We start from the raw sequence: 13508 nt of genomic DNA, 5'->3' as shown, positions 1-13508 counted from the left end.
GCAGCCCGTTGGGCAGCGGCATCGGCCTCAGGCAATCCCGACCTGGTTGCGCCCGTTGTTCTTGGCCAGGTACAGCCCCTTGTCCGCCGCCGAAATCAGCTGCCGGCAGTGGCTGCCAATGGCCGGCGTCAGGGTCGCCAGGCCGATGCTCACGGTCAGGTGCGAGTCTGCGGTCGGCGCGTTGTGCGCGATGTTCAGGCCGAGTACGGTCTGGCGCAGCTTTTCTGCGACCAGGCGTGCGCCGCCGGGCGAGGTGTTGGGCAGCACCAGGGCGAACTCCTCGCCGCCGTAGCGCGCCGGCAGGTCGGTCGGCCGCGAGCAGGAACCGCGTATGGCCTCGGCCACCCGGCGCAACGCCTCGTCGCCGGCCAGATGGCCGAAGCTGTCGTTGAACACCTTGAAATAATCGACATCGATCATCAGCAACGACAATTGCTGTTGCTCACGCATGGCCCGGCGCCATTCCAGCTCCAGGTACTCGTCGAAGTGACGGCGGTTGGACAAGCCGGTGAGGCCATCGGAGTTCATCAGGCGCTGCAGCATCAGGTTGGTGTCGAGCAGCTGCTGCTGGCTCACGCGCAGCGCGCGGTAGGCCTCGTCGCGCTGCAGCAGGGTCAGGTAGGAACGCGAGTGGTAGCGGATGCGGGCCACCAGCTCGATGGAATCCGGCAGCTTGACCAGGTAGTCGTTGGCCCCGGCGGCGAAGGCCGCGCTCTTGACCAGCGGGTCTTCCTTGGTCGACAGGACGATGATCGGAATGTCCCGGGTGGCCGGGTTGTTGCGGTACTCGCGCACCAGGGTCAGGCCGTCGAGGCCGGGCATGATCAGGTCCTGGAGGATGACCGTGGGCTTGATGCGCATGGCTTGGGCCACCGCCTGGTGCGGGTCGGCACAGAAGTGGAAATCGATATTCTCTTCGTGGGCCAGGCCACGTCGCACCGCTTCGCCGATCATTGCCTGGTCATCGACCAGCAGGACCATTGCCGAATTCTCGTTGGGCGTCGCGAAGCCTTCGATCGGTAGATCAGTCATTCGAATTCACCTGATCACGGCCGTCCATGCGGCGCGATTCTATACATGTCGTCATTCTGCAAAGATTTCCATCAAGCGCCCGGCAATTCGCTCAAGCGGGCGGATTTCTACCGCTGCATCGATTGCCGCAGCGGCCTTGGGCATGCCGTACACCGCACTGCTGGACTGGTCCTGGGCAATCGTCAGATAGCCCTGCTGGCGCATCAGCTTCAGGCCCTGGGCACCATCGCGCCCCATGCCGGTAAGCAGCACGCCCACCGCGTCGCCATTCCAGTAACGCGCCACGCTCTCGAAGAACACGTCGATCGAGGGCCGGTAGATTTCGTTGACGGGTTCGGCAGTGTAGGCCAACTGGCCACTCTGCAGCAGGCGGATATGGTGATTGGTACCGGCCAGCAACACCTGCCCGGGTTGTGGCGGCTCGCCTTCGCGGGCCAGGCGCACCGGCAGGCCGCAGGCGCTGGCGAGCCACTCGGCCATGCCGGCCGCAAACACTTGGTCAACATGCTGGACCAGTACGATAGAGGCTGGAAAGCCGCGCGGCAGGCCTTTGAGCAGCACTTCAAGCGCGGCAGGGCCGCCAGCGGACGAGCCTATGGCTACCAGGCCGCTGCGCTGCGAGGCCTCGCGCAGGGGGGCGGCGAGCGGCTTGCTCGCACCCGGCCGCTGCTGGCCGATCAACCAGCCGATGTTGAGGATCTTGCGCAGCAGCGGCGCCGCTGCCTCACGGGCGTCCCCCGCGCCCAGCGCGGGGGTGTCCACCACATCCAGGGCGCCATGGCCCATGGCCTCGAACACCCGGTGCACGTTCTGCTTGCGGTCGACCGTGACGATGACGATGGCACAAGGCGTTTCGGCCATGATCCGCCGGGTCGCCTCGACGCCATCCATCACCGGCATGATCAGGTCCATGAGAATCAGGTCGGGAGTGTCCTCGGCGCACATGCGCACGGCTTCGGCGCCATTGCTGGCCACCCAGATCACCTGGTGTGCGGGCTCGAAGGCCAGGGCCCGGCGCAACGCCTCTACTGCCATGGGCATATCATTGACGATGGCGACCTTCATCCCTGAGCACCTCCGATCAGTTCCACCACGGCATCCAGCAACGCATCATCGTGGAAGCTGGCCTTTGCCAAATAGTAGTCGGCTCCAGCGTCCAGGCCACGTCGGCGATCTTCTTCACGGTCCTTGTAAGACACCACCATCACCGGCAGCGACTGCAACCGTTGGTCGCGGCGCACCAGGGTGACCAGCTCGATGCCATCCATGCGCGGCATGTCGATGTCGGTGATCAGCAGGTCGAAGTCCTCGCTGCGCAGGGCGTTCCAGCCGTCCATGCCGTCCACCGCTACTGCCACCTCGTAGCCACGATTGCTCAGCAGCTTGCGTTGCAGTTCGCGCACGGTGAGGGAATCGTCGACCACCAGGATGCGCTTGCGGCTCGCCCCTCGCGACCCTTGCGTACCGCGCTCAATACGCTCCAGGCGGCCGGTGCTGAGCAGCTTCTCGACCGAGCGCAGCAAGTCTTCGACGTCGATGATCAGCACCACCGAGCCGTCGTCCAGCAGGGCCCCAGCGGAGATGTCCTGGACCTTGCCCAGACGCGGATCAAGCGGCATCACTACCAGCACGCGCTCACCAACCAGGCGCTCCACCGCCACCCCGTACAGCTGCTCACGCTCGCGGATCACCACTACCCGCAGGCTGTTGGCCTCACCCTGCCCTGCCGGCCGGTTGAGCAACTGGCTGGCAGCCACCAGGCCAATATGCCGGCCTTCGTGCCAGAAGTGCTGGCGGCCTTCGATCTGCACGATGTCATCGGCGGCCACCTCGAGGGTGCGCTCGATATGCGCCAGCGGGAACGCATAGGCCTCACCGCCCACTTCGACCACCAGGCTGCGCACCACCGACAGGGTCAGCGGCACCTCCAGGTGGAAGCGGCAGCCCTGACCGGGCACCTGGGTCAGCTCGATCGAACCGCGCAGGTTGCGGACCATATGCTGCACCGCATCCAGGCCAACACCACGGCCAGACACTTCGGTGACCTTGTCGCGCAGGCTGAAGCCTGGCAGGAACAGGAACGTCAGCAGCTCGGCCTCACTCATCTGCGCCACGGTGTCGGCCGGCGACAGGCCGCGCTCGACGATGTTGCGCTTGAGGCGCTCAAGGTCGATGCCAGCGCCGTCATCGCTCAGCTCAAGCATCAGCAGCCCGGCCTGGTGCGAGGCGCGCAGGCGGATCGTGCCTTCCGCCGGCTTGCCCGCCAGCAGGCGCCGCTCGGGCAGTTCGATGCCATGGTCGACGGCATTGCGCAGCAAGTGGGTCAACGGCGCTTCGAGCTTTTCCAGCACATCGCGATCGACCTGGGTCTTCTCGCCTTCGATCTGCAGTTGCACCTGCTTGCCGAGCGAACGCCCGAGGTCGCGAACCATGCGGCTCTGGCCGGTGAGCACGTCGGCAAACGGGCGCATGCGACAGGCCAATGCCGTGTCATAGAGCAACTGGGCCCGCTGGCTAGCCTGCCAGCCAAACTCGTCGAGGTCGGCGGCCTGCTGCTGCAGGATCTGCTGGGTTTCGAGCAGCAGGCGCTGGGTCTGGGCCAGGGCATCCAGCACTTCAGGGCTCTGACCACTGTCTTCTAGCTGCGTTTTCAGGCCGTCGAGGGCCCGCATGCCCTGGCCATGCATGCGCTTGAGGCGCTGCAAGGTGGCCAGGTAAGGCTTCAGGCGCTGGGTCTCGACCAACGACTTGCTCGACAGGTCGAGCAGGCTGTTCAGGCGGTCGGCAGTCACCCGCAAGACCCGCTCGCTGCCTTCGCCCGCGCGCTTGCCGGCCTTGCGTGGCGCGGCAGGTTCGACTTCGGCTTCCACGGCCGGCGCCATCGGTTCAGGCTTGGCTGGCGGGACCACGGGCAACGCTGGTTCGAGCGCAACCGCTGCGGGTATGGGCGCGGCAGCGGGCGGTACAGGCGTGGCAGCGGGGTCGAGCAGGCCAGCCATCTGCGCCAGGAACGCCGGCACCAATGCCTCGCCATTCGGATCGCCGGGCGTGGCGATGTGCATCAGCAAGTCGGTGCCGCGCAGCAATGCATCGATGTGTTCGGCGCGCAACAGCAGCCGGCCTTCCTGGGCCGCCACCAGGCAATCTTCCATGACATGGGCGACACTGACCCCGGCATCGATGCCGACGATGCGCGCCGCACCTTTCAACGAATGTGCCGCACGCATGCAGGCTTCCAGCTGGTCGGCCTGGGTCGGGTTGCGCTCCAGTGCCATCAGCCCGGTACTGAGCACCTGGGTCTGCGCCTCGGCCTCCAGGCTGAACAGTTCGAGCAGCGATGCGTCGCGCATTTGCTCTGGGGTCATGACAGGCTCCGCTGCACGGCAGACAGTAAGTGTTGATCGTCCAGTACCCGCACACTGCGCCCCCGCCATTGCAAGACCGCAGCGGTGAACGGTGCGGCATCCTCGCCAGCACCCTGCAAGGGGGCATCGAGGCGGTGAATGCCATCAATCTCGTCCACCGCCATGACCACTGGCCCGCCCGACGCTGCCAGGATCAGCATGCGTGGCATCGCCCGACCGCTGCGCGCCTGCTCGGACAAACGCTCCACGCCCAGCAGGTCGCCCAGCGACAGGCACGGCACCAGCGCCCCGCGCACATTGGCGACCCCTTGCAGTACCCGGGAACGCTGATGCGGCAACGAATGCACCGGTTGCAGAGGGGCAATCTCGGCCAGGCAGGCAGTGGCCAGGGCCAGCCACTCCTCGCCCAGGCGGAACAGCAGCAGCGAACGCCCGGCCGAGGTTTCGACGGGGGCGGTCTCGTGCGTCAGGTCCGCTTCGATCAGCGCATAGCGGTCGAGCAAGCGCGTGGCCGCCGCTGCGTAGACTTCGCAGTTGCGACAATGGATATGCCGCTCCAGCAACGGGCAGTCCTTGCTGCCGTGTACGCCAATACGGTTCCAGCAGTCGTCGATACGCTCATCGTCATTGGCCAGCAGCTCGATCGCGTGTTCGGCTTTCATCGTTCAGACTCCCGGCCAGCACGTGCCGCACGTTCCTGCAGGCGGCGGGCACCGGCTTCGTCACCTTGGGCCGCCAGCAACGTGGCCAGGTGCAACAGTGCCTCAGGATGCTGAGGCTCCAGATACAGCGCCTTGCGGTAAAGGCTCAACGCCTGCTGAGCATCACCTTCCGTGTCGCTTAGCAGCCCCAGCCAGTAGTAGACCTGGGCCTTGGGCGCGAACTGGCGCAGGTAGCGCTGGCAACTGGCGCGGGCCTGGGCACTGTCGCCAGCATTGGCCTGGCGCGCGATGCTGGCCAGCAACTCGCTTTCGCTCTCTCGCGGTTCGGCTGCCGGAGCGGCAGGTGGCACCACGCGCAGGGGCCGCGCTGGAGGCACAGTTGCAGGCCGCGGGCGACTCGGAGCCACCGCAGTGGGCAACTGCCGTGGTGGCTGGACGGGCACAACCGGCACATCGGCGGGTTGACGAACGTAGGCAAACGACTGGGCAATGCCCAGCGGCCGCATGCCCAACCGCGCCAGCAGGCTGCCTTCGGCAGGGCCGATGAACAGCACGCCCTGGGGCTGTGCCAGGCGCTTGAGCACCTCGAACACACGCTGCTGGGTCGGCACATCGAAATAAATCAGCAGGTTGCGGCAGAACACGAAATCGTACAGGCCGTTGCGGCAGGCCAGCGCCGGGTCGAGCACATTGCCCACTTCCAGGTTCACCTGCTGGCGTACCCGTTCATCCAGCGTGTGGCCGTCCTCTCCCTCAAGGAAATGCCGGTCGCGAAACGCAAGTTCGGTGCCGCGGAACGAGTTGCGCCCGTAGACGCCCTGTATGCCCTTGGCCACCGAGCTAGGGCTGATATCGATACCGTCGATGCGGAAATCGGCTGGGCTCATACCCGCATCGAGCAAGGCCATGGCCAGCGAGTATGGCTCCTCGCCGGTGGAGCACGGCAAGCTGAGCAGGCGCAACGGCCGCTCTCCGGCCAGCTCGGCCAAGCGCTTCTGGGCCAGGCCGACCAGCGCGGTGAACGACTCCGGGTAGCGGAAGAACCAGGTTTCCGGAACGATCACAGCCTCGATCAGCGCCAGTTGCTCATCCGGCGATCGCTGCAGACGGATCCAGTAGTCATCCAGATGGGCGGCACCTACTGCAACACAGCGCTGACGCAAGGCCCGCTCCACCATTGGCACGCCTACCGACTCGACATCCAGGCCGATACGTTCCTGCAGGTAGCGGAAGAAACGTCGCTCGCTCATGGCGCCACCTGCCCTGACGGTTGCGGGAACAGCAGTTCGCGGACGGCGTCTGACAGCAGGTCATCCACCTCGATCCGTTGCAGCAGGCCCTGGGCGTCCTCGCGGACCGGGCCCAGGTAAGGCGCTTCGCCGTTGTCCAGGCCGTAGGACTGGAACTCCTCCGGCATGCAGCGCAGGGTTTCGGTGGCTTGTTCGAGGATCAAGCCCAGCACCTTTTCGTCACGGTATCGCACCAGCACCAGGCGCGTGCTGGTGCGCTCGGCGGCCGGCCGGGCAAAGCTCAGCGCGCTCAGGTCGACCACCGGCACCAGGACACCGCGATGCGCGAGGATGCCGGCCACCCAGCTCGGCGCCTGGGCAATCGGTTTCAGCGGACGTCGCGGCAGCACCTCGATCACTTCGCGCACGTCCAGGGCAAAGCGCTGCTGGTTGAGGCGAAACTGCAGGTACAGCGTGCCCTTGGCGCTGGCCACCGCTGCCGGGTAGGAATGCAGGTCGGTCACGGCGATCAGACTTTGAAGCGCGATACACCACCGCGCAGGCCGGCTGCCACCTGGCTCAACTCATCGATGGCGAAGCTGGCCTGGCGCAGCGACTCCACCGTCTGGGTGCTGGCATCGCTGAGCTGGGCCAGCGCCTGGTTGATCTGCTCGGCACCGGTGGCCTGGGCCTGCATGCCCTCGTTGACCATCAGCACCCGCGGCGCCAGGGCCTGGACCTGGTGAATGATCTGGCTCAGCTGCTCGCCGACTTGCTGCACCTCGAACATGCCGCGGCGCACTTCTTCAGAGAACTTGTCCATGCCCATGACCCCCGCCGACACCGCCGACTGGATCTCGCGCACCATCTGCTCGATGTCGTAGGTAGCCACGGCCGTCTGGTCGGCCAGGCGTCGCACCTCGGTGGCGACCACGGCAAAACCGCGGCCATATTCACCGGCCTTCTCCGCCTCGATGGCGGCATTGAGCGAGAGCAGGTTGGTCTGGTCGGCCACCTTGACGATGGTCACCACCATCTGCGTGATGTTGCTGGCCTTCTCGTTGAGGATCCCCAGCTTGGCGTTGACCAGGTCGGCGGCGCCCATCACCTGGTGCATGGTCTCTTCCATGCGCGCCAGGCCCTGCTGGCCGGAGCCGGCCAGACTCGAGGCCTGGTCGGCGGCGCTGGTGACCTCGGTCATGGTGCGCACCAGGTCGCGCGAGGTGGCGGCGATTTCACGCGAGGTGGCGCCGATCTCGGTAGTGGTGGCGGCCGTTTCGGTGGCGGTGGCCTGCTGCTGCTTGGAGGTGGCGGCAATCTCGGTGACCGACGTGGTTACCTGAACCGACGAGCGCTGTGCCTGGGCCACCAGGTTGGCCAGGGCCTCGGCCATTTCGTTGAAGCCGCTTTCGATGGCGCCGAATTCATCCTTGCGGTCCAGGCTCAGGCGCATGCTCAGGTCACCCGAACGCAGTTTGTCGAGGGCATGCACCACGCGTTGTACCGGTGCGGTAATGGCGCGCATCAACAGCAAGCCACAGATACCGGCGGCCACGATCGCCAGCAGCAGCGAGACCATCATGCTGCCCTTGGCAGTGCTCACGGCAGAGACAATTTCATGGGTCGCTGCTTCTGCAGATTCTCGGTTGTGCTCGATCACCGTGTTCAGGTGCTTGCGCCCTTCGGTCCAGGCCGGTGTAAGCACCTCGCCGATCAACCGCTCGGCTTCAGTGTAATTGTGCTGACGATAGGCATCGAGCACCTGGCCGACGACCTTGAGGTAGGTTTCCTCGAGCTTGACGAAGGTATCGAAACGTTCCTGGTCTTCAGGGTCCTGAATAGTGCCCTGATAACTGGCCATGTACTGCTTCAGGCGATCATCGAAGCTCTTGAACAACTCCATGTCAGCCGTGGTGATTTCGCGGCGGTTCGACAGGCCCACCAGTTGCTGGCTGGTGACGTAGCTGTCGACCCAGGCGCTCCGGATCATCGAGCTGTAGTAGACCCCTGGAATGCTGTCTGACCCCACCGCTTCCTCGGCACTTTCGATCGTCACCAGCCGCGAGTAGGCGGCTACGATCATCAGCAGCATGATGGCGATGATCACGGCGAAACTTGCCAGGATCCGTTGGCGCAAGGTCCAGTTCTTCACATTCAGCCCTCAGGAATTCTTAACGAGCGGGAAAAATCGCCGAAGTATAGCCCAGGCTTCCTACGCTTTTGCGGCTGAAATGCGAGGTATTCAGGCCTCTATCCCTGACGGACAGGCCATTTTCAAGTTCATTGACCTGCGGCAAGCCGTACCTGGCTCTCCAGTTCCTGCCGCAGGGCCGGTTCGAGGCGCAACTGACGGGCCAGTTCGTCGAGGTAGGCGCGCTCCATGAAGTTCTCCTGATCGACCATCATCACGCTGGCCAGGTACATCTCGGCAGCCATCTCTGGCGTTTGCGCGGCGCGGGCGACTTCGGCCGGGTCCAGCGGCTTGTTCAGCTCATCGTGCAACCAGTGCTGCAGGTCACGGTCGCTGTCCAGGCGGGTGAACTCACCTTCGATCAGGGCCCGCTCGCGGTCGTCGATATGGCCATCGGACTTGGCCGCCGCCACCAGTGCGCGGAGCACCGCCTGGCTGTGCTGCTCGGCCTGGGCTGGCGGCAGGCGGTCGAGGGTCTGCGGCTCGGAGCCCTGCCCTGCGCCCTGGCTCGCCTGCCAATTGCCATAGGCCTTGTAGGCCAGCACGCCGAGCGCGGCCAGGCCACCGTAGGTGAGCACCTTGCCGCCATACTTGCGGGCCTTCTTGCTGCCCAGCAGCAGGCCCAGTGCCCCTGCCCCCAAGGCGCCTCCCCCAGCTCCGGATAGCAGGCTGCCTAACCCACCAGCGCCAGCGGACGATTTGCCCGCAGCAGCAGGCTTGTTGAGCAGTTCCTGGCCGGATTTGAGCAGTTGGTCGAGCAGGCCCCGGGTGTTCATGCGCATGTCTCCACGGTACGGAAAGGAGCGCCCAGAGTAAGGCCTGCCACCCTGCACGCCACACTAGGATTTGCTTCCGGATGTTGCGTTAGCTGGCAAAAAGCCAACTAGACTCGTCATCGCCAACCACTTGCACAGGCGACTACGCTTATAACCATCGCTTCACTGCTTGCTTGACGACTGCCCCGACCAAGATCTCCAAGAAGAGGGAACACCATGTCAGTGCACAAGACCGCATTGCTCGGCGCCGTGAGCGGCGCGCTGCTGGCCAGCGCCGGCCTGCAGGCCGCCGAGTTGCCCAAGGCCCTGGGCGCCGGCGAAGGCCGGCTGGATATCGTCGCCTGGCCCGGCTATATCGAGCGCGGTGAAAGCGACAAAGCCTACGACTGGGTCACGGGCTTCGAGAAGGAAACCGGCTGCAAGGTCAGCGTCAAGACCGCTGCCACCTCCGATGAAATGGTCAGCCTGATGACCAAGGGTGGTTACGACCTGGTCACCGCGTCCGGTGACGCCTCGCTGCGCCTGATCGCCGGCAAGCGCGTGCAACCCATCAACACTGCGCTGATCCCCAACTGGAAGAACATCGATCCGCGCCTGCAGAACGGCGGCTGGTACGTGGTCGACAAACAGGTGTACGGCACGCCGTACCAGTGGGGCCCGAATGTGCTGCTGTACAACACCAATACCTTCAAGCAGGCACCGACCAGCTGGAATGTGGTGTTCGAGCCGCAGGACCTGCCCGATGGCAAGCCGAACAAGGGCCGCGTGCAGGCGTATGACGGGCCGATCTACATCGCCGATGCAGCGCTGTACCTGAAGTCGGCCAAACCCGAGTTGGGCATCAAGGACCCGTACGAACTCAATGAAGCTCAGTACAAGGCCGTGCTCGACCTGCTGCGCCAGCAACAACCGCTGATCCACCGTTACTGGCACGACGCCACAGTGCAGATGAGCGACGTGAAGAACGAAGGCGTGGTCGCCTCCAGTTCGTGGGGCTACATGGTCAATGGCCTGAAGGCCGAGAACCAGCCGGTGGCCTCGACCATTCCCAAGGAAGGCGCCACCGGCTGGGCCGACACCACCATGCTGCACAGCGAGGCCAAGCACCCCAATTGCGCCTACAAGTGGATGGACTGGTCGCTGCAACCCAAGGTACAGGGCGATGTCGCGGCCTGGTTCGGCTCGTTGCCAGCCGTGCCGGCAGCCTGCACCGGCAGTGAGCTGCTGGGGGCTGAAGGGTGCAAGACCAACGGCTTCGACAACTTCGACAAGATCGCCTTCTGGAAGACCCCACAGGCCCAGGGCGGCAAGTTCGTGCCCTATAGCCGCTGGACCCAGGATTACATCGCGATCATGGGCGGGCGCTGAGTTCGGTTTAAGCCTGTCAGGGCCCTTTCGCGGGGCAAGCCCGCTCCTACAGGGGCACACGATACCTGTAGGAGCGGGCTTGCCCCGCGAAGAGGCCCGAACAGGAGACAGATATTGTTCGGAGCCCACGCATGCCCCTAGCCGTCCAGTTCACCCAGGTTTCCCGCACCTTCGGCGAGGTCAAGGCCGTCGACCAGGTCAGCATCGACATCGATGACGGCGAATTCTTCTCCATGCTCGGCCCCTCCGGCTCGGGCAAGACCACCTGCCTGCGCCTGATCGCCGGCTTCGAGCAACCGAACAGCGGCTCGATCCGTATCCACGGCGTCGAAGCCGCTGGCGTGCCGCCGTACCAACGTGACGTCAACACCGTGTTCCAGGACTACGCGCTGTTCCCCCACATGAACGTGCGCGACAACATCGCCTACGGCCTCAAGGTCAAGGGCGTGGCCAAGGCCGAACGCCAGGCCCGCGCCGAAGAAGCGCTGGCCATGGTCGCCCTGGCCGGCTACGGCGAACGCAAACCGGCGCAACTCTCCGGCGGCCAGCGCCAGCGCGTGGCCCTGGCCCGCGCCCTGGTCAACCGGCCACGGGTGCTGCTGCTCGACGAGCCACTGGGTGCACTCGACCTGAAGCTGCGCGAACAGATGCAGGGCGAATTGAAAAAGCTGCAACGCCAGCTGGGCATCACCTTCATCTTCGTCACCCATGACCAGACCGAAGCACTGTCGATGTCGGACCGGGTGGCGGTGTTCAACCGTGGGCGCATCGAACAGGTGGACACGCCACGCAACTTGTACATGAAGCCCGCGACCACGTTCGTCGCCGAATTCGTGGGCACCTCCAACGTCATCCGCGGTGACCTCGCAGAACAGCTCAGCGGCAATCGCTCGCCTTTTTCCATCCGCCCCGAGCATATCCGCCTGGTGGATCAAGCCGGCCAGGCGCAAGACGTCCAGCTCAGCGGCCTGCTGCGTGACATCCAGTACCAGGGCAGCGCCACCCGCTATGAAGTCCAGTTGGCCAGCGGCCAGCTACTGGCTGTGAGCCACGCCAATGACCGCTGGCAGGAGCAGCCTCAACCCTGGCAAGCCGGCCAGCAGGTGCAGGTGCGCTGGCCACGCGAAGCGATGACCGCGCTGCAGGAAACCGTCCTGGCCGAGGCCCGCTGACATGCGCCGCGTATCCGACCTGCTGTACCGGCGCCCCAACCTCTACCTGGCACTGCTGCTGATCCCGCCGCTGACCTGGTTCGGCGCCATCTACCTGGGCTCGTTGCTCAGCTTGCTGTGGCAAGGTTTCTACACCTTCGACGACTTCACCATGGCGGTCACCCCGGATCTGACCCTGGGCAACTTTGCCGCGCTGTTCAACCCGTCCAACTTCGACATCATTCTGCGCACCCTGGCCATGGCCGTGGCGGTATCGCTGGCCAGCGCGGTGCTGGCCTTCCCGATCGCCTACTACATGGCGCGCTACACCAGCGGCAAGACCAAGGCGTTCTTCTACATCGCGGTGATGATGCCGATGTGGGCCAGCTACATCGTCAAGACCTACGCCTGGACCCTGCTGCTGGCCAAGGGCGGCGTGGCCCAGTGGTTCGTCCAGCAGCTGCACCTGGATGCCCTGCTGCAGGCCGTGCTGGCAGTGCCAGGGGTTGGCGGCAGCACGTTGTCGACCTCGCACCTGGGGCGCTTCATGGTGTTCGTGTACATCTGGCTGCCGTTCATGATCCTGCCGATCCAGGCCTCGCTGGAGCGCCTGCCGCCATCGTTGCTGCAGGCTTCGGCAGACCTGGGGGCCCGGCCTGGGCAAACGTTCCTGCAGGTGATCCTGCCGCTGTCGATCCCCGGCATTGCCGCCGGCTCGATCTTCACCTTCTCGCTGACTCTGGGCGACTTCATCGTGCCGCAACTGGTCGGCCCGCCGGGCTATTTCATCGGCAGCATGGTCTATGCCCAGCAAGGGGCGATCGGCAACATGCCGATGGCGGCGGCGTTCACGCTGGTACCGATCGTGCTGATCGCGGTGTACCTGTCCATCGTCAAGCGCCTGGGGGCTTTCGATGCACTCTGAAAAAGCGTCTGTCGGCCTGCGCCTGGCGGCCTGGGGCGGGTTGCTGTTCCTGCACTTCCCGATCCTGATCATCTTCCTGTACGCCTTCAATACCGAAGACGCAGCATTCAGCTTCCCGCCCAAGGGCTTCACCCTCAACTGGTTCGCCGTGGCCTTCGCCCGCCCCGACGTGCTCGAAGCCATCAAGCTGTCGCTGCAGGTGGCCTGCCTGGCCACGCTGATCGCACTGGTGCTCGGCACCCTGGCCTCGGCGGCGCTGTACCGGCGCAGTTTCTTCGGCAAGGAGAGCATCTCGCTGATGCTGATCCTGCCAATCGCCCTGCCCGGCATCATCACCGGCATCGCCCTGCTCTCGGCATTCAAGCGACTGGGGATAGAGCCCGGCGTGTTTACCATCGTGATAGGCCACGCCACGTTCTGCGTGGTGATCGTCTACAACAACGTGATCGCCCGCCTGCGGCGCACCTCGCAGAGCCTGATCGAGGCGTCCATGGACCTCGGTGCCGACGGCTGGCAGACCTTTCGCTTCATCATCCTGCCCAACCTCGGCTCGGCCCTGCTGGCGGGCGGCATGCTGGCGTTCGCCCTGTCGTTCGACGAGATCATCGTCACCACCTTCACCGCCGGCCACGAGCGCACCCTGCCGATCTGGCTGCTCAACCAACTCAGCCGCCCGCGCGACGTGCCGGTGACCAACGTGGTCGCCATGCTGGTGATGCTGGTGACCATGTTGCCGATTCTCGGCGCCTATTACCTGACCCGTGGCGGCGAAAGCGTTGCGGGCAGCGGCAAATGACCCTCAAGGAGTC

12 protein-coding genes are annotated in these 13508 nt (G+C 65.0%); 4 read left to right on the top strand and 8 right to left on the bottom strand.

Going from position 1 to position 13508, the window contains the following annotated elements:
• Window positions 1–27 precede the first annotated feature (27 nt).
• The 8 genes from wspR to ACOKS3_RS05750 form a co-directional block, all read right to left on the bottom strand.
• A complete protein-coding gene (wspR, locus tag ACOKS3_RS05785; RefSeq protein WP_103445436.1) occupies window positions 28–1032 on the bottom strand; it encodes a Wsp signal transduction system regulator diguanylate cyclase WspR in 1005 nt (334 codons plus the stop codon).
• A gap of 51 nt (window positions 1033–1083) precedes the next feature.
• The gene (cheB, locus tag ACOKS3_RS05780) at window positions 1084–2097 is read right to left on the bottom strand and encodes a chemotaxis response regulator protein-glutamate methylesterase (protein WP_103445437.1); all 1014 of its coding nucleotides are present in this window, start codon (window positions 2095–2097) and stop codon (window positions 1084–1086) included.
• Window positions 2094–4397 (bottom strand): hybrid sensor histidine kinase/response regulator, encoded by a 2304-nt coding sequence (locus ACOKS3_RS05775; protein ID WP_103445438.1) that lies wholly within the window; start codon window positions 4395–4397, stop codon window positions 2094–2096. The genes cheB and ACOKS3_RS05775 overlap by 4 nt, the downstream gene beginning before the upstream one ends.
• Window positions 4394–5059, bottom strand: a complete 666-nt coding sequence (locus ACOKS3_RS05770) for a chemotaxis protein CheW (RefSeq protein ID WP_103445439.1) — start codon at window positions 5057–5059, stop codon at window positions 4394–4396. The genes ACOKS3_RS05775 and ACOKS3_RS05770 overlap by 4 nt, the downstream gene beginning before the upstream one ends.
• Entirely contained in the window at window positions 5056–6309 is a 1254-nt protein-coding gene (locus ACOKS3_RS05765; RefSeq protein ID WP_103445440.1) for a CheR family methyltransferase, read from the bottom strand. The genes ACOKS3_RS05770 and ACOKS3_RS05765 overlap by 4 nt, the downstream gene beginning before the upstream one ends.
• Window positions 6306–6812: a chemotaxis protein CheW gene (locus ACOKS3_RS05760; protein WP_103445441.1), complete on the bottom strand. Its 507-nt coding sequence runs from the start codon at window positions 6810–6812 to the stop codon at window positions 6306–6308. The genes ACOKS3_RS05765 and ACOKS3_RS05760 overlap by 4 nt, the downstream gene beginning before the upstream one ends.
• A 5-nt stretch (window positions 6813–6817) precedes the next feature.
• Window positions 6818–8440 carry a methyl-accepting chemotaxis protein gene (locus ACOKS3_RS05755; RefSeq protein ID WP_103445442.1) on the bottom strand — a complete coding sequence of 541 codons (1623 nt, stop codon included), beginning with the start codon at window positions 8438–8440 and terminating at the stop codon, window positions 6818–6820.
• Window positions 8441–8568: 128 nt separating this feature from the next.
• A complete protein-coding gene (locus tag ACOKS3_RS05750; protein WP_103445443.1) occupies window positions 8569–9255 on the bottom strand; it encodes a tellurite resistance TerB family protein in 687 nt (228 codons plus the stop codon).
• A 216-nt stretch (window positions 9256–9471) separates the two neighbouring features.
• Here ACOKS3_RS05750 and ydcS point away from each other — a divergent pair, with 216 nt between their 5' ends.
• From ydcS to ACOKS3_RS05730, 4 genes are all read left to right on the top strand, one after another.
• Window positions 9472–10623, top strand: coding sequence for a putative ABC transporter substrate-binding protein YdcS (ydcS, locus tag ACOKS3_RS05745; protein WP_103445444.1), 1152 nt, complete (start codon window positions 9472–9474; stop codon window positions 10621–10623).
• A 131-nt stretch (window positions 10624–10754) separates the two neighbouring features.
• Complete coding sequence (locus ACOKS3_RS05740; RefSeq protein WP_103445445.1) at window positions 10755–11795, top strand: ABC transporter ATP-binding protein; 1041 nt, start codon at window positions 10755–10757, stop codon at window positions 11793–11795.
• Between the two features lies 1 nt (window position 11796).
• Window positions 11797–12699: an ABC transporter permease gene (locus tag ACOKS3_RS05735; protein WP_103445446.1), complete on the top strand. Its 903-nt coding sequence runs from the start codon at window positions 11797–11799 to the stop codon at window positions 12697–12699.
• Window positions 12689–13495, top strand: coding sequence for an ABC transporter permease (locus ACOKS3_RS05730; protein ID WP_103445447.1), 807 nt, complete (start codon window positions 12689–12691; stop codon window positions 13493–13495). Before ACOKS3_RS05735 ends, ACOKS3_RS05730 begins: the two co-directional genes overlap by 11 nt.
• The last annotated feature ends 13 nt before the right edge of the window (window positions 13496–13508 follow it).

Source organism: Pseudomonas sp. HS6-2 (genome assembly GCF_049325675.2).
Classification (GTDB): Bacteria; Pseudomonadota; Gammaproteobacteria; order Pseudomonadales; family Pseudomonadaceae; genus Aquipseudomonas; species Aquipseudomonas putida_N.
This window is presented reverse-complemented; position numbering and strand designations above follow the sequence as displayed.